The sequence below is a fragment of the Dactylosporangium sp. NPDC005555 genome (genome assembly GCF_040605635.1).
In the GTDB taxonomy this organism is placed as follows: Bacteria; Actinomycetota; Actinomycetes; order Mycobacteriales; family Micromonosporaceae; genus Dactylosporangium.
In genome coordinates this window covers 45946-59898 of the sequence record NZ_JBEXDG010000012.1, presented here as the reverse complement: position 1 = coordinate 59898, position 13953 = coordinate 45946, and the positions used below count along the sequence as shown (strand labels likewise).

The window sequence follows — 13953 nt, the reverse complement described above, 5'->3', positions numbered from 1 at the left end:
CTCGCGGAGTTGGCTAATGTTGGGGGCATGATGCCCCCGCCGGCCGAGGTGCCGGCCCCGCCACCCGGCCCCGGCGTGGTGACGCCGTTCGCGTCGCCGCCCCGCGACCGGGACATGCGCGGCCTGTGGATCGGCCTCGGCGTCGGCGGGCTCGTCCTCGTGCTGTGCTGCGTCGGCGGTGTCCTGGGCGGTGGGTTCCTGTTCGCCGGCCTGGAGGGCGTCGCCCGCTCCCAGATGGCCAGCGTCGTCAACGACTACCTGACCGCGGTGCGGGCCACGGACTACGAGGCCGCCCGCGGGCAGCTGTGCCCCGAGCAGCAGCGCACCCACACCGTCGCGTGGTATGAGAGCGAGTACGACCGCTCGGAGGTCACCGACTTCGCCGTCCACGAGAACGACGTCGACGTCAACCTCCTGCAGGTCCCGGCGACCGTGCAGCGCCGCGGGCAGGGCGAGACGCTCATGACCTTCACCATGCTGCAGCAGACGACCCGGTGGGTGATCTGCGGAGGGGTCGACTGATCCCGTCCCGCGGCACTGCGGTTAATCTGGTGCGGCTCGCCCGGGCGTAACCGTACCGTCGATGTGGACGTTGACGGTTTGCCCGTCCTGACCGACATTTTCAGCACGCCTTGCCGACAGCCAGTCGCCGTGAGGCCGAGGAGGAACCATGGCCGCCGATCGCATCGATTCCGTCGTCAGCCTCGCGAAGCGCCGCGGCTTTGTCTTCCCGTCCAGCGAGATCTACGGGGGCACCCGCTCCGCCTGGGACTACGGTCCCCTCGGCGTCGAGCTCAAGGACAACGTCCGCCGGCAGTGGTGGCGCACCATGGTCCAGCAGCGCGACGACATCGTCGGCCTGGACTCCGCGGTCATCCTCTCCCGCGACGTGTGGGTCGCCTCCGGTCACGTCGACGCGTTCGTCGACCCGCTGACCGAGTGCGCGTCGTGCCACAAGCGCTTCCGCGCCGACCACCTCGAAGAGGCGTTCGTCGAGAAGCACGGCGCCGACAAGCCCTTCGTCCTCGGCGAGATCAACTGCCCCAACTGCGGCAACAAGGGCACGTTCAGCGAGCCGCGCATGTTCAACGGCCTGATGAAGACGTACCTCGGCGCGGTCGAGAACGACGAGGGCCTGCACTACCTGCGGCCCGAGACCGCCCAGGGCATCTTCATCAACTACAAGAACATCGAGGGCGCGGCCCGCAAGAAGCCGCCGTTCGGCATCGCGCAGGTGGGCAAGAGCTTCCGCAACGAGATCACCCCCGGCAACTTCATCTTCCGCACGCGCGAGTTCGAGCAGATGGAGATGGAGTACTTCGTCGAGCCCGGCAAGGACGAGGAGGCCCACGAGTACTGGCTCCAGGAGCGCTGGAACTGGTACCTCGACCTCGGCCTCTCCGCCGACAACCTGCGCTTCTACGAGCACCCGAAAGAGAAGCTGTCGCACTACTCGAAGCGCACCGTCGACATCGAGTACCGCTTCCGCTTCGGCGGCCAGGAGTTCTCCGAGCTCGAAGGCATCGCCAACCGCACCGACTTCGACCTGACCACGCACTCCAAGCACTCCGGTGTCGACCTGTCGTACTTCGACCAGGAGAAGAAGGAACGCTGGGTCCCCTACGTCATCGAGCCCGCCGCCGGTCTCACCCGCGCGGTCCTCGCCTTCCTGCTCGAGGCCTACGACGAGGACGAGGCGCCGAACACCAGCGGCAGCGTCGACAAGCGCACGGTCATGCGCTTCGACAAGCGGCTCGCCCCGGTCAAGGCCGCCGTCCTGCCGCTGTCGCGCAACGCGGACCTGTCGCCGAAGGCCCGTGACCTGGCCAAGCAGCTGCGCAAGCGGTGGACCGTCGACTTCGACGACGCGCAGGGCATCGGCCGGCGGTATCGGCGGCAGGACGAGATCGGCACGCCGTACTGCCTCACGGTCGACTTCGAGACGCTCAACGACAATGCCGTCACGGTCCGCGACCGGGACACGATGACGCAGGAGCGGGTGTCGCTGGACCAGGTCGAGACCTACCTGATCGAGCGGCTGCCCGGCTGCTAGCCGCGCTGTCCGAAGGGGCCGCCCGGTCTGCCGTTGCGGTCGGCGACGAGGCCGGCGAGGGTCGCGAGCGCGATCTCCGCCGGCGTCCTCGAGCCGATGTTCAGGCCGATCGGGCGGTGCACCCTGGCGATCTCGTCCTCCGGGACGCCCAGGTCGCGCAGGGCCCGCACGTGCGGGCCGGGGTGGCGCGGGTTGCCCATGACCCCGATCCAGCGGGCCGGTGTGGTGAGGGCGTCCCTCAGCACGGCACCCAGCTCCGGACGGTCGTGATCGGTGACGACGACGTCGGTCTCCGCGTCGACGACGACGTTCGTCAGGTCCGGATCGGCGAGGGCGACCCGGAAGCCGAGGGTCGTCGCGAAGTCCATCAGGTGCGCGGCGACGGGTGTGTCGAACACCGCCACGATCGCCCTTTCAGCGTTTGTGCTCATGCGCTTCGCCGAAGTGTCATAGCGGGACGGTAGCCTCCAGGCGTGACGATGACTCAGCGGCCTTCCTCGCCCTCCGCCGCCGCCCGGCCGCGGCGGAGGATCGGCTCGGTCGAGGTGCTCGCCGTGCTGCTCGTCGTGGTGGTGCTGTTCCGCGGGCCGCTCACGAAGTCGCTGTCGGCGCCCGCCCTGCAGACGTGGCTGACCGTGTTCGTGTCGGTCATGACCCAGGCGATCCCGTTCCTGGTGTTCGGGGTCGTGCTGTCGGGGATCATCGCCGTCTTCGTGCCGCCGTCGTTCTTCGCCAAGGCCCTGCCGAAGCACCCCGCGCTCGCCGTGCCGACCGCGAGCATCGCCGGTGTCGTGCTGCCCGGCTGCGAGTGCGCGTCCGTGCCCGTCGCCGGCGCCCTGGTCCGCCGCGGCGTGACCCCCGCCGCCGCGTTCGCGTTCCTGCTCGCCTCGCCGGCGGTCAACCCGATCGTCCTCGTCTCGACCGCGGTCGCGTTTCCCGGCCAGCCCCGCGTCGTCGTCGCCCGCGCCATCGCCAGCCTCGTCGTCGCGTGCGCGATGGGCTGGCTGTGGCAGGCGTTCGGCAAGGGCAGCTGGCTGCGCATGCCGTCCCGCGCCCACCTCGACGGCATGGCCAAGTGGCCGGCGTTCTGGGCCAGCGTCCGGCACGACGTGCTGCACGCCGGTGGGTTCCTCGTCATCGGCGCCGCGTCGGCGGCCGTCATCGCCGTCGTCGTGCCCAAGTCGTGGCTCGCGCACCTCGCCGCCGACCCGTTCGTCGCGATCCTCGTGCTGGGCCTGCTCGCCGTCCTGCTGTCCATCTGCTCGGAGGCCGACGCGTTCGTCGCCGCCTCCCTGACCCAGTTCTCCATGACCGCCCGCCTGGCGTTCATGGTCGTCGGCCCGATGATCGACCTGAAGCTCTTCGCCATGCAGGCGGGCATCTTCGGCCGGGCCTTCGCCCTGCGCTTCGCCCCGGCGACGTTCGTGCTGGCCATCGCGGTCTCCGCCGTCGTAGGGACGATCCTGCTGTGACCCGCCGACCCGATCCCGCCCCCGGCCGTGGTGCTTCGACCGGGCGAGCGGCCGGTGTCCCGGATCGCGCCGTCGCGGTCCGGGTCGCTCCGGGTCGTGGCGGGCGTTGCCGTGGTGGTGGCGTGAACGGGTGGGTGAGCGGTGCCGGGTGCGGGTCGCCGGGGTTGCCGGGGCGTGGCGCTTCGGTGGCGGATGTGAGTGTGGTGGGTGTGAGCGCGGTCAGGGTGTCCACGGCAGGTGGGATGGTGTCGTTGTGAACAGGCAGGCGCAGGCCGTCATTCTGCTGCTGATCGGGGGTGCGGTGCTGCGTGCCAGCCTCACCGATCAGTACCTGAACTATGTCAAATCGGGGCTTCAGCCGTATCTGATCCTGTCCGGGGCGATCCTGGTGGTCGCCGGGATCTTCTCGCTCTGGTATGAGCTGCGTCCCGCCCGGGCGGCGACCGCGGGCGGCCCCGCTGCCGACGCCGGCCCCGCTGCCGACGGCGGCGGGCACGACCACGAGGCCGGGCACGGGCATGACGACGGGCACGGGCACGGGGCGGGCGGGCCGAAGGTGGCCTGGCTGCTGCTGGCGCCGGTGCTCGGGCTGCTGCTGGTCGCGCCGCCGGCGCTCGGGTCGTATGCGGCGAACCGGGCCGGGTCGGCGCTGGTGGAGAAGTCCGACTTCGCGCCGCTGCCGGCCGGTGACCCGGTCAAGCTGACGATGCTCGACTACGCCTCCAGGGCGGTGTTCGACCGGGGGGTGTCGCTCGGGGAGCGGCGGGTCGAGCTGACCGGGTTCGCGATGCGCGGGCCGGAGGGCACCTGGCTGCTGGCGCGGATGATGGTCAGCTGCTGCGCGGCCGACGCCCGGCCGGTGAAGGTGGCCCTGGCGGGGGAGCTGCCCGGCGGGCTCAGCGACGAGCAGTGGCTGCGGCTGACCGGCCGATACACGGGGCGGCAGGTGAAGGACACCGTCAACGGGGAGACGATCCCGTTCATCGAGGTGGCGGAGGTCACGTTGATCGCGGCGCCCGTCGAGCAGTACGAGTCGTAGATGGAGTCGAGACGCCCGACCTTGCTGGTGCTCGTGCGGCACGCCGAGTCGGCCCGGAACCAGGCGAAGAAGGGCAGCGTGTATTTCGCCGACGCCGCGGCGCGGCAGGTGGTGCGCGGGGTGCCCGATCACCTCATCGACCTGACGGCCGACGGGCACAAGCAGGCGGCGCAGACCGGGCACGCGATCCGGGACCGGTTCGGGGTGTTCGACTACGTGTACACGAGCGGCTATGCGCGGACGGTGCAGACCGCCGAGGGGATCCTCGATGCGTATACGGCGCAGGAGCGCGACCGGATGCGGGTGCGCACCAACCTCTTCATCCGCGAGCGTGACCCCGGCTTCGCCTACGACATGACGACCGCCGAGGCGGAGGCGGCGTTCCCGTGGCTGAACGAGTACTGGCAGACGTTCGGCGGCTTCATGGCGCGGCCGCCGGGCGGGGAGAGCCTCGCTGATGTGACAGGACGGGTCCACACGTTCCTGGACACGCTGTTCCGCGACCGGGCCGGCCAGAAGATCATGGTCGTGACGCACGGCGGGACGTTGCGGTGTTTCAGGTTCCTGCTGGAGCGGTGGGACTACCAGCGGGCCCAGCGCTGGCCCGACGGGCAGACCCCCGCCAACTGCGGCGTGACGACGTATCGGGTCGCCGGGTCCGGTGAGCAGCTGGAGCTGGAGGACTACAACCGCGTGTACTGGACGGTGGGCTCGGCAACCGACGGCATCTGACGCTCGGGGTGCTCGGGGTGCTCGGGGTGCTCGGGGTGCTCGGGGTGCTCGGGCGCGTGGGGCATCGGACGGAGGGGGCCCGTTGGGGCGCTGCCCGGCGGACGGGCGCTCGGTCGCGGGGTTGAGCGGTGTCCCGGGCCCAGGGTGCCGGCGGGACGGCACGCCGGTTGCGGCAACTGGCCGGACGCCGTCCGGCACGACGTGGAAAGATCGAAAAGCAACCCGGCCGATGGGGACCTCCGCGGAAACGGGTGGCCCGGTGAGGGGCGTCCAGCCGGAGCGGGCCAGGTGGACGGGGTGGTCGGCCTGCGGGGTCCGGCCGGAGCGGGCGAGCGGGTCGGGGGAAGGGCGACCGTGCCCCAGCGGGGCGATCAAGCGGGTGTACGGTGTGCGCGTCGATGGGGGAGAGCGATGCACATCAGCTTCACGGTTGAGCCGGATCAGGCTCGGGCCCGTCGTGCGATCCAGACCACCATGGGTGGGAAGCTGATGCGGCTGTACGTGTTCGGTGGGGTGCTCGCCGTGGCCGGGATCGCGATGTTCGTCAACGACATTCCGTCCGGGGCGGCGCCGGCGGCGCTCGGAGCGGGGCTGTTGTGCTTCCCGTGGCTGGTGTCGCGGGCGGCGGCGCAGGCGAGGACCGGGCTGCTCGGGGAGACGGTGACGTACGAGCTGACGGACACCGACATCCAGGCGCACACCAAGAGTCTCAACATGAGGTACGGCTGGGAGTCGGTGCAGGCGGTCCGGGAGACGCCCGAGTTCTGGGTCGTGACGGTCGCCGGGATCAACCCGCTCGTGCTGCCGTGGACGAAGCTGCCGCCCACCGACGTCGCCGCGGTGCGGGCGTTCCTGGTGTCGCGCGGGCTGCTCGAGCACCGGCACGCCACGACGCGGTAGCGGCTCAGGCGAGGCGGTCGGCGAGCGCCAGGAAACGGGATTCGCCGTCGTCGTAGGTGGTGAGATGCCAGCCTGACGAGGCGGCCGTCGCGGTCAGCGGACCCGGGGCGAGCGGGTCGTCGGGGCGCAGGACGCGGCCGTGGCGGGCGGCGAGCGCGGCCCGGCCCGTCGGGTGGAAGAGGACGAGGCGCCCGCCGGGTTTCGTGACGCGGGCGAGTTCGCGGAGGCCGTCGACCGGGTCCGGCAGGTGCATGACGAGGCCCGCGGCGAAGACGGCGTCGACGCTGCCCGAGGCGAACGGGAGCCGCCCCGCGTCGGCGAGGACCAGCCCGCCGTTGCCCTTCCCGCGGGCCACGGCCAGCATCTGCGGGGTGTGGTCGAGGCCGATGGCGAGACCGGCGGGGCCGACCGCGGCGCGCAGTGCGGGCAGGGCGCGGCCGGTGCCGCAGCCGGCGTCGACGACGATCCCGCCGGGCGGCAGAGCGGCGGCGGCGACCGCGGCGGCGTAGGCGGGCAGGTCGTCGCCGAACTTCGTGTCCCACGTGCCCGCGCGGACGCCGAAGAAGGCGCGGGATTCCACGAGGTACCAGCGGCGCCGGTCGAGCAGGCGCGGGGCGACGTGCCGGATCACCGGCCACGCGGGGTCGTGCACGTCGACGACGATGTCGGCGGTGTCGCCCCTGGCGCCGTCGGCGGCGTGCTCCCGGCGCGACGTCCGCAGCCACACCACCACGTCCCAGCCCCCGTCCGGCGGACAGCCCCGCGCGGAGGCACCGTCAGCCAGAAGCACAGCACCCGCAGGCACAGCACCCGCAGGCACAGCACCCGCAGGCACAGCACCCGCAGGCGCGGCACCTGCCGGCGCGGCACCGGCGGCAGCGGACGGCACGCGGGCGCAGGGACGACCGGCAGCCAGCAACGCCGCGGCGAGCCGGTCGGCCGTGGGTCCCGTCGCGGCGTCGGTACCGTCGACGACCACCGAAACACGTCCCGCCGGCACCGCCTCGACGAGCAGTGCCGTGACCTCGTCCCACCGGTCCTGTGTCATGGGTCCATGATGCAGAACGGGCCGCCTGACATCATGGGCCGGTGCGAAAGGTACTGATCATCGGAATCGGCGCGGGCGACCCGGACCACGTCACCGTGCAGGCGGTCAACGCCATGAACGCCGTCGACGTGTTCTTCGTGCTCGACAAGGGTGACACGACGGCCGACCTGACCGAGGCGCGGCGGGACATCTGCGACCGGTTCGCCACGGAGCGGCCGTTCCGGACGGTGGTCATCGCCGACCCGCCCCGTGACAGGACCGCCGCCGACTATGAGGGCGCGGTGCGGGACTGGCGCGACGAGCGGGCGCGGCTGATCGAGGAGGCGCTGCTGACCCACATCGAGGACGGAGCCGTCGGCGGCATCCTCGCCTGGGGGGATCCGGCGTTGTACGACGGCACGATCCGCATCCTGGACACGATCGCCGCACGGGGCAACGTCGCCGTCGACTACGAGGTCATCCCCGGTATCACCAGCGTGCAGGCGCTGACCGCCCGGCACAGGATCATGCTGAACCGGGTCGCCGGGCCGGTCCACATCACCACGGGCCGCCGGCTCGCCGCGGGCTGGCCCGAGGGCTGCGACGACGTCGTCGTCATGCTCGACGCCGATCTCGCCTGCCGCCGGTACCGCGACGAGGACGTCGACATCTACTGGGGCGCGTACCTCGGCACCCCGGACGAGCTGCTGATCGCCGGACGGCTCGGCAAGGTCCTCGACGGGATCGAGGCGGTCCGCCGGGAGGCCCGCGCCCGCAAGGGCTGGATCATGGACACGTACCTGCTCCGCCGGGTCTAAGCGGCCCGGTCGGAGGCCGCCGAGGCCCGAGCGTGGCCCTGGATGAGGCGCAGCCGCGGGGGTGCCGGCGGCTCCTGAACGGCGTCGAGCCCCGGCGGCCGCCCGAACCGGCGCGGCGGTCGCCGCCGGTCGGCGGGTGGTCCGCCCGGGTCGAGCGCCGGCCGGGACAACGCCAGGACGATCGCGTACCCGGCGAGGACGAACCCGTGGCTCACCAGCCGCGCCGTCTCCACCGCCCCGGCCAGGAGATCGTTGGCGGACAGCAGCGCGAGCAGCGCCACGAACGCGGTCAGCATCGGCAGCGCGCCCGCCGGGGTCGCCCGCCGGGTCGCGATCCAGGCGAACCCGGCGCCGATCGCCACGTTCCAGGCGGCCGACTCGTGGAACACGTGCCCGGCCTGGTGCACGTGCGCGGTCGCCGCGTTCGCGGCCTGGGCGATCCCCAGCACGAACTGCGCCGCGCCGAAGACCCCGAGAAGGATGCGCAGCCCGTACCCCAGCCGCCGCCGCAACCAGGAAGGAGCCGGGGAGAACCCGGCCAGCAGGCGCTCCGCCGGGACCGGCACGGCGGACAGGGGTCGCAGCCGGGCGAGCCGCGTCGCCGCGAACGCGTCCTGCTGCCACTGCCGGCACGCACCGCACTGCGCCAGGTGCGCGTCGACCAGCGCCGGCGCGACCGGCTCGTCCTCGCCGTCCATCCGCGCGGACAGCGCCTCCCGGAACCGCATGCACTCCACGGACAGGTAGTCGCCGTCACGGCCCGGGAAGTTCCCGGCGTCTCGCTGCGCACCCGGTGTGGCGGAGTCGTTCGGGATGACCGTCGCCGCGTGGGGCCCGCTCGGCGGCGGGGTGCTCAGTGGCAGGTACACCGGCGGCAGCTCCCCGACGAAGCGTCTCGACCCGACCTCGATCTCCGAACACGACCTGGGCGTCGCGCGGCGGGACCGCCGCGGCCCTGCGTCCGGCCGTCAGCACGGGTGCTGCATCGTTCGACTAACCTGACATCGTCGTTCATGAACGCGAGGGGAGTCGGACGTGGCCGGACAGGACCGCATCGACACGTCGGTGCCGCACCCGGCCCGGCGGTACAACTACTGGCTCGGCGGCAAGGACCACTTCGCCGCCGACCGCGCCTCCGGCGACGAGATCGCGGCCGCGTTCCCGACCGTCCGCACCGCGGTGCTCGCCAACCGGGCGTTCCTGCGCTCCGCCGTGCGGTTCCTGGCGGGGGAGGCCGGCGTCCGGCAGTTCCTCGACATCGGCACCGGCCTGCCGGTCCCCGACAACACGCACGAGCTCGCGCAGCGCGCCGACCCCACGTCCCACGTCGTCTACGTCGACAACGACCCGATCGTGCTGACCCACGCGCGGGCGCTGCTCACCGGGACACCGGAGGGCCGCACCGCATATCTGGAAGCGGACCTGCGCGACCCGGCCGCGATCCTCGCCCACCCGGACCTGCGGGCGACCCTCGACCTGGACCGGCCGGTCGGCCTGCTGCTCGTGGCGATCCTGCACTTCATCCACACCGACGAGGCCGCCCTGCCGATCGTGCGGACCCTGCTGGACGCGCTGCCGTCCGGCAGCTACCTGGTCGCCACGAACGCGACCGTCGACTTCGCCGACGAGGCGGGCGCCGCGGCGTACCGGGCGATGTTCGCCGCCGGGCGCACCGACGGGTACGCCCGCACGGCGGAGCAGTTCGGCGCCTTCTTCGAAGGCCTGGACCTGGTGCCGCCGGGCATCGTCCCCGTCTGCGACTGGCGCGGCTCCTATCCGGACGCCACTCCCGCCGACGTCGCCATCTATGCCGCGGTGGGCCGCAAACCCTGACGTCCGGGGTTTCCCGGCGCGGGGTGACCGGGTACGGGTCCGGTCATGAAGGCGAACCCGGTCCCGCCCGCCCTTGCCGCCGCTGCCGCGCTGTCCCTGCTCACCGCGTGCGGCTCGACGGCCCCGTCCACCACCGCCTCCGCCCCGCCGGCGGCCTCCGGTTCCGCCACCGGTTCCGCTTCCGCGGCGGCTTCCGGTGTACCGGTGCCGAGCGGGACCGACCCGGTCCTGGCCGGGCGGCGGAGGGTCGTCATCGTGCCGGTCGGGTCGTTCGAGTCGATCCTCGCCGTCGACGCCATGGGCCGGCTGACGCTCACCGACGGGGGCACGGACAAGGGCCTGTTCGTGCTGTCCCCCGACGGCACCGGCAAGCACTGGATCAAGACCCTGGCCCCGCCGTCCTGCATGGGCGTCAAGAACAACGGCGCCGCCCCGCTGACGGTGGTCGCGGCCACCTGCGACCCCGCGGCGAAGGGCCAGCTGTTCGCCCTCGAGCAGCGCGAGGAGCAGGACAGCCTGGACCGTCCCACGTACGCGATCAGCTCCGCCGGCGGCGTCTACCTGCGCACCGGCCGCGACGGGCTGATCGCCGAGGAGCTCGGCGACGCGGGCCCGCAGGCCGCCTTCACGTTCGTCGACAACGGCCCGGCCACGTAGTCCCGGACCGTGGTGGCCGGGCGGCCGAGGAGCTGCTCGACGTCGTGGGTGAGCCGGTCGTACCGGCCGTCGCGGTGCAACCGGACCATCGTGAGCAGGTGGTCGCGCAGGTGCTCCGGCAGGTGCAGCGGCGCCAGCACCTCGTCGACCCACTCCTGCAGCGGGACGTCGACGTAGGTGACCGTCCGCCCCAGCGCGGCCGACCACTCCGCCGCCATCGCCGTCATGTCCTCCGAGCGTGCGCCGGTCAGCTCGTACACCTTCCCGATGTGCGACCCGGGCGCCGCAAGGATCGTGGCGACGACCTCGGCGACGTCCCGCGCCGCGATCGGCGACGTGCGCGCCGTCCCGAACGGCAGCCGCAGCGCGTCGTCCTTGACGCTCGCGAAGATCGGGTTCTCCAGGAAGACGGTCGGCCGCACCTGCACGACCGGCAGTCCCGACCAGTCCAGGACCCGCTCGCCGAGCCACTGCAACCGATGCTGCGCCGATTCCCCGGTGCTGGTCAGCGTCATCTCCGACACCGTCATCTGCGACATGTTCACCAGCGCGGTGAGGTGTCGCTGCCGCTGGTGCTCGCGCGCCGCGGCGGCGACGGTGACGGTGGCCTTCAGGTAGCTCGCCGCCACACTCATGCCGAAGTACACCCGCCCGCACCCGTCGAGGGCCCGCACGACGTCACCCGCGTCGGTGAGATCCCCGGCGACGACCTCGGCCCCGGTCGCCCGCAACGCCTCGGCTCGCTCGTCCTCCCGGTGCACGAACGCCCGCACCGCCACGTCCCGCTCGCGCAACAGCTCCACGACGGACCGCCCGACGGACCCCACTCCACCGGCCGCCCCGGTGACGAGCACCATGTCCATGCTCCCGATGCTCGGCGGTTTCCGCCCGCACGGCACCACCCTCCGGGGTCACCGCCGCTCCTTCACCCCGCGCGCTCCGGCCCCGCGCGCTCCGCCCGGACGAGGACCGGTGCTGCCACCCGGCGTCCATGAGCGGCCCGTCCTGCCTCTAGCTCGTCGATGTCGATGCGCATCTTGACGGCGACCGGCAGGCCGGCAGCGTCCTGAGCGGCGGAGCGGACGAGCTTGCGTTTCCAGGCGAGGGCGGAGCCGCCGTCGCGGCGGGGGACCTTCGGGACCGGGCACCCGAGTTTTGCGATGTGGCGACTACTGGCTGTGATCTGACCGGTTCAGGTGCTGGCCGGGCGTACTCGTCCTGAGTATGCTTGGTTTGATACCAGGTTGTATCCGCGTATATCAGGAGGTCGTCATGGCGCGTACCGTCATCGATCTGGACGAGGCGACGTTGGCCTTCGCCCAGCGCCAGCTCGGCACCAAGACCAAGCGCGAGACGATCAACAGGGCGCTCGCCATTGCGGCCGGCACGAGCGCGGACGATCGTGCCCGCGGGCTGGCGTGGCTCCAGGACAACGCGGAACTCATCCTTGACTTCGACGTCCTGGAAGAGGGCGAGCGGGCCGGGCGATGACCTACCTGGCGGACACGTCGGCAGCGTGGCGGCTGTTGAGGAAACAGGTTCCAGATCCGTGGCCCCGCTACGTCGCGCAGGGTGTTGTCGCGCTCTGTCCACCGGTGGAGGCCGAGCTCATGGTCTCGGTACGCGCTGATCGCGATTACGAGCCGTTTTTTGCCATGCTGCGCCGAACATTCGGGTGGTGCCCGACGCTCGACGATCCCTGGCGTCATGTCCTTGCCGTCCAGCGCGACCTCATCAAGATCGGCCACCACCGCGGACCTTCGCCGATGGACGTCATCATCGCGCTGACGGCGCAGGAGCAGCGCCTGACGCTGCTGCACGCCGACGCCGACTTCGACTCGATCGCGAAGGTGCGGCCGGGCATCGCCATGATTCGTATCGACCAGGCCTGACCGCTCCGCTCGGCTTCGGCTCCCCATCGGAGATGCTTTGGGATCGTCGGCCGCCGGAGCCGTCGAGTCGGTGCCTGCGGATGTTTCGTCGTTGCGAGTGGCTGAGCCAGTTTCGAGAGGCCGTTGCCCGGCTCCTCGGCGAGGTGTTTTGACGGCGTCTGAAACCGGCAGCAGGATGGCGCTATGGGTAGCGACGATCTGAAATCGCGCGCGCAGACGCTGCGCGCTGCGGGCAACACCCCGAAGCAGATCGCCCGTCTGCTCGGGATCCCGCGGTCCAAGGTCGTGTCGCTGGTGCACAGTGGTCCTGGCCTCCGACCGGATCGCGCCGCCGTGTCGGAGCCGCAGCTCATCGGGTGCTGGATCACGCGGCAGTGGAGCAACGGCCTGACCATCGACGGCCGGCCATCGGACTGGATCGACGATGACAACCTCCCGGCGCTTGCCATGGGAGCTGGTCTTCCGAGTGTTGCGGTGGTGCGAGAGCACAGCGACGACGAGGTCAGCGTCTGCGGATACCTTGTGGACACCTACTGCCTGGGCGTCAAGAACGCCCTTCCAGCCAACATGGTCGACCGACGCGATCTCGGTCCGTTTCTCGCCGATTACTTCGGTTCTTACGACGGTGAGCCGCTGGCCGCGCCGATCGAACTCGCCAGGCACCTCGTATTCGGCGCCGTCGACTACGCGCGGACCCTCGGCTTCGACCCCCACCCGGACTTCTCCATCGCCAAGTCACACCTCGGCACCTGGCAACCACCCAGCCGTATCCGATTCGGACTCAACGGCAAGCCGTACTTCCAGCAGGGACCGTACGACAATCCCAACCGCGTCATCCGCACTCTGGACAGATCAGTCGGACCCGGCAACTATCACTTCACCACCTCGGTGATCGACCTGTGAGAACTCCCCCGAGCCGCCCGACCCTGACCCGCCGTGCCCTGCGACGACCTGTCAGGCGACGCTTCCAGGGTAGTGCTGAGCCGCCGCCGCGCCTGGTCACCTTCCGCACGCTGCACCCGAATTTTGCTTTGTGGCGACTGCGTTCTGTAACGTCGGCCGTTGTACCGATGCTTGCCGCTCGCCGGTGACAGCCCTATACCCGGTGTGCCAAATCGCACGAAGGGCGCGAATCACGGTGGACCATCTTGAGGATCCTCAGGCGGTGTCCTGGGACGACGCGTTGGGCGTGCGGCGAGATCAGCACGGCACGGATAAGATCCATGGTCCGTCGGCTGCACGGCATTGTGAACTGACCGTTGCCGCATCCGGGTGGGGAGCCTCGCTCAGGTCAGGCGGTATTCGCGATCACCGAAGTCGGCCACGACGCGGAGGTTACCGCCGAGCGCGCGGACGTAGGCGCGAAGCGTTGCCAGCGTGACCGTGTCCAGCTCTCCGCGTTCGATGGCAGAGACTCGCGGCTGCTTGACGCCCAAAGCCTGGGCGACCTCTTCCTGGGTCCGATCCTGTTCGGTGCGGACCTGGGCAAGGTGCCAAGCGCGAATGTGGTCTTCGGTCGTCTGCTGCGCT

The 13953-nt window shown here is 71.4% G+C and carries 16 protein-coding genes and 2 pseudogenes; 12 read left to right on the top strand and 6 right to left on the bottom strand.

Annotated elements, in window-relative coordinates; translation table 11 throughout:
- Positions 1–27: 27 nt before the first annotated feature.
- Positions 28–522 carry a hypothetical protein gene (locus tag ABZS58_RS16120; RefSeq protein WP_354781980.1) on the top strand — a complete coding sequence of 165 codons (495 nt, stop codon included), beginning with the start codon at positions 28–30 and terminating at the stop codon, positions 520–522.
- A 148-nt stretch (positions 523–670) separates the two neighbouring features.
- Complete coding sequence (locus ABZS58_RS16115; RefSeq protein ID WP_354781978.1) at positions 671–2053, top strand: glycine--tRNA ligase; 1383 nt, start codon at positions 671–673, stop codon at positions 2051–2053.
- Here the strand turns inward: ABZS58_RS16115 and ABZS58_RS16110 are convergent.
- Positions 2050–2484, bottom strand: a complete 435-nt coding sequence (locus ABZS58_RS16110) for an XdhC family protein (protein WP_354781976.1) — start codon at positions 2482–2484, stop codon at positions 2050–2052. The genes ABZS58_RS16115 and ABZS58_RS16110 overlap by 4 nt on opposite strands.
- Before the next feature lie 48 nt (positions 2485–2532).
- Here ABZS58_RS16110 and ABZS58_RS16105 point away from each other — a divergent pair, with 48 nt between their 5' ends.
- The 4 genes from ABZS58_RS16105 (at position 2533) to ABZS58_RS16090 (ending at position 6196) form a co-directional block, all read left to right on the top strand.
- A complete protein-coding gene (locus ABZS58_RS16105; protein WP_354782240.1) occupies positions 2533–3525 on the top strand; it encodes a permease in 993 nt (330 codons plus the stop codon).
- Between the two features lie 253 nt (positions 3526–3778).
- Positions 3779–4564: a TIGR03943 family protein gene (locus ABZS58_RS16100; RefSeq protein WP_354781974.1), complete on the top strand. Its 786-nt coding sequence runs from the start codon at positions 3779–3781 to the stop codon at positions 4562–4564.
- On the top strand, positions 4565–5296 hold the full coding sequence (locus ABZS58_RS16095) for a histidine phosphatase family protein (protein WP_354781972.1): 732 nt from the start codon (positions 4565–4567) through the stop codon (positions 5294–5296).
- 474 nt (positions 5297–5770) lie between these two features.
- Positions 5771–6196: a YcxB family protein gene (locus tag ABZS58_RS16090; RefSeq protein WP_354781970.1), complete on the top strand. Its 426-nt coding sequence runs from the start codon at positions 5771–5773 to the stop codon at positions 6194–6196.
- 4 nt (positions 6197–6200) lie between these two features.
- On the opposite strand, the gene ABZS58_RS16085 is transcribed toward ABZS58_RS16090, so the two are convergent.
- Entirely contained in the window at positions 6201–7244 is a 1044-nt protein-coding gene (locus ABZS58_RS16085) for a methyltransferase domain-containing protein (RefSeq protein WP_354781968.1), read from the bottom strand.
- A gap of 41 nt (positions 7245–7285) precedes the next feature.
- On the opposite strand from ABZS58_RS16085, the gene cobF reads away from it, so the two are divergent.
- Positions 7286–8041, top strand: coding sequence for a precorrin-6A synthase (deacetylating) (gene cobF, locus ABZS58_RS16080; RefSeq protein WP_354781966.1), 756 nt, complete (start codon positions 7286–7288; stop codon positions 8039–8041).
- On the opposite strand, the gene ABZS58_RS16075 is transcribed toward cobF, so the two are convergent.
- Positions 8038–8910, bottom strand: a complete 873-nt coding sequence (locus ABZS58_RS16075; RefSeq protein WP_354781964.1) for a zf-HC2 domain-containing protein — start codon at positions 8908–8910, stop codon at positions 8038–8040. The two genes, cobF and ABZS58_RS16075, sit on opposite strands and share 4 nt — an antisense overlap.
- A 166-nt stretch (positions 8911–9076) precedes the next feature.
- On the opposite strand from ABZS58_RS16075, the gene ABZS58_RS16070 reads away from it, so the two are divergent.
- On the top strand, positions 9077–9874 hold the full coding sequence (locus ABZS58_RS16070) for an SAM-dependent methyltransferase (protein ID WP_354781962.1): 798 nt from the start codon (positions 9077–9079) through the stop codon (positions 9872–9874).
- Between the two features lie 45 nt (positions 9875–9919).
- On the top strand, positions 9920–10531 hold the full coding sequence (locus ABZS58_RS16065; protein ID WP_354781960.1) for a hypothetical protein: 612 nt from the start codon (positions 9920–9922) through the stop codon (positions 10529–10531).
- On the opposite strand, the gene ABZS58_RS16060 is transcribed toward ABZS58_RS16065, so the two are convergent.
- Together ABZS58_RS16060 and ABZS58_RS16055 are read right to left on the bottom strand one after the other, a co-directional pair.
- Positions 10432–11394 (bottom strand): NAD(P)H-binding protein, encoded by a 963-nt coding sequence (locus ABZS58_RS16060; RefSeq protein WP_354781958.1) that lies wholly within the window; start codon positions 11392–11394, stop codon positions 10432–10434. The genes ABZS58_RS16065 and ABZS58_RS16060 overlap by 100 nt on opposite strands.
- Before the next feature lie 131 nt (positions 11395–11525).
- A pseudogene (locus ABZS58_RS16055) lies at positions 11526–11681 on the bottom strand (tRNA-dihydrouridine synthase); the annotation flags it as partial.
- A gap of 122 nt (positions 11682–11803) precedes the next feature.
- On the opposite strand from ABZS58_RS16055, the gene ABZS58_RS16050 reads away from it, so the two are divergent.
- The 3 genes from ABZS58_RS16050 to ABZS58_RS16040 all read left to right on the top strand — a co-directional run bounded on the left by ABZS58_RS16050 (position 11804) and on the right by ABZS58_RS16040 (position 13326).
- Positions 11804–12022, top strand: coding sequence for a type II toxin-antitoxin system VapB family antitoxin (locus ABZS58_RS16050; RefSeq protein ID WP_354781956.1), 219 nt, complete (start codon positions 11804–11806; stop codon positions 12020–12022).
- Positions 12019–12423: a PIN domain-containing protein gene (locus tag ABZS58_RS16045; protein ID WP_354781954.1), complete on the top strand. Its 405-nt coding sequence runs from the start codon at positions 12019–12021 to the stop codon at positions 12421–12423. The genes ABZS58_RS16050 and ABZS58_RS16045 overlap by 4 nt, the downstream gene beginning before the upstream one ends.
- A gap of 183 nt (positions 12424–12606) precedes the next feature.
- Entirely contained in the window at positions 12607–13326 is a 720-nt protein-coding gene (locus ABZS58_RS16040; RefSeq protein ID WP_354781952.1) for a hypothetical protein, read from the top strand.
- Positions 13327–13709: 383 nt separating this feature from the next.
- Here ABZS58_RS16040 and ABZS58_RS16035 read toward each other — a convergent pair.
- Positions 13710–13949: pseudogene (locus ABZS58_RS16035) on the bottom strand (helix-turn-helix domain-containing protein); the annotation flags it as partial.
- Positions 13950–13953 lie beyond the last annotated feature (4 nt).

Excerpts from the sequence above, each read along its gene's own strand:
- ABZS58_RS16120 (WP_354781980.1), top strand. The coding sequence starts at position 28 with ATGATGCCCCCGCCGGCCGAGGTGCCGGCCCCGCCACCCGGCCCCGGC.
- ABZS58_RS16115 (WP_354781978.1), top strand. The coding sequence starts at position 671 with ATGGCCGCCGATCGCATCGATTCCGTCGTCAGCCTCGCGAAGCGCCGC.
- ABZS58_RS16110 (WP_354781976.1), bottom strand. The coding sequence starts at position 2,484 with ATGAGCACAAACGCTGAAAGGGCGATCGTGGCGGTGTTCGACACACCC.
- ABZS58_RS16105 (WP_354782240.1), top strand. The coding sequence starts at position 2,533 with ATGACTCAGCGGCCTTCCTCGCCCTCCGCCGCCGCCCGGCCGCGGCGG.
- ABZS58_RS16095 (WP_354781972.1), top strand. The coding sequence starts at position 4,565 with ATGGAGTCGAGACGCCCGACCTTGCTGGTGCTCGTGCGGCACGCCGAG.
- ABZS58_RS16090 (WP_354781970.1), top strand. The coding sequence starts at position 5,771 with ATGGGTGGGAAGCTGATGCGGCTGTACGTGTTCGGTGGGGTGCTCGCC.
- ABZS58_RS16085 (WP_354781968.1), bottom strand. The coding sequence starts at position 7,244 with ATGACACAGGACCGGTGGGACGAGGTCACGGCACTGCTCGTCGAGGCG.
- ABZS58_RS16065 (WP_354781960.1), top strand. The coding sequence starts at position 9,920 with ATGAAGGCGAACCCGGTCCCGCCCGCCCTTGCCGCCGCTGCCGCGCTG.
- ABZS58_RS16060 (WP_354781958.1), bottom strand. The coding sequence starts at position 11,394 with ATGGACATGGTGCTCGTCACCGGGGCGGCCGGTGGAGTGGGGTCCGTC.
- ABZS58_RS16050 (WP_354781956.1), top strand. The coding sequence starts at position 11,804 with ATGGCGCGTACCGTCATCGATCTGGACGAGGCGACGTTGGCCTTCGCC.
- ABZS58_RS16045 (WP_354781954.1), top strand. The coding sequence starts at position 12,019 with ATGACCTACCTGGCGGACACGTCGGCAGCGTGGCGGCTGTTGAGGAAA.
- ABZS58_RS16040 (WP_354781952.1), top strand. The coding sequence starts at position 12,607 with ATGGGTAGCGACGATCTGAAATCGCGCGCGCAGACGCTGCGCGCTGCG.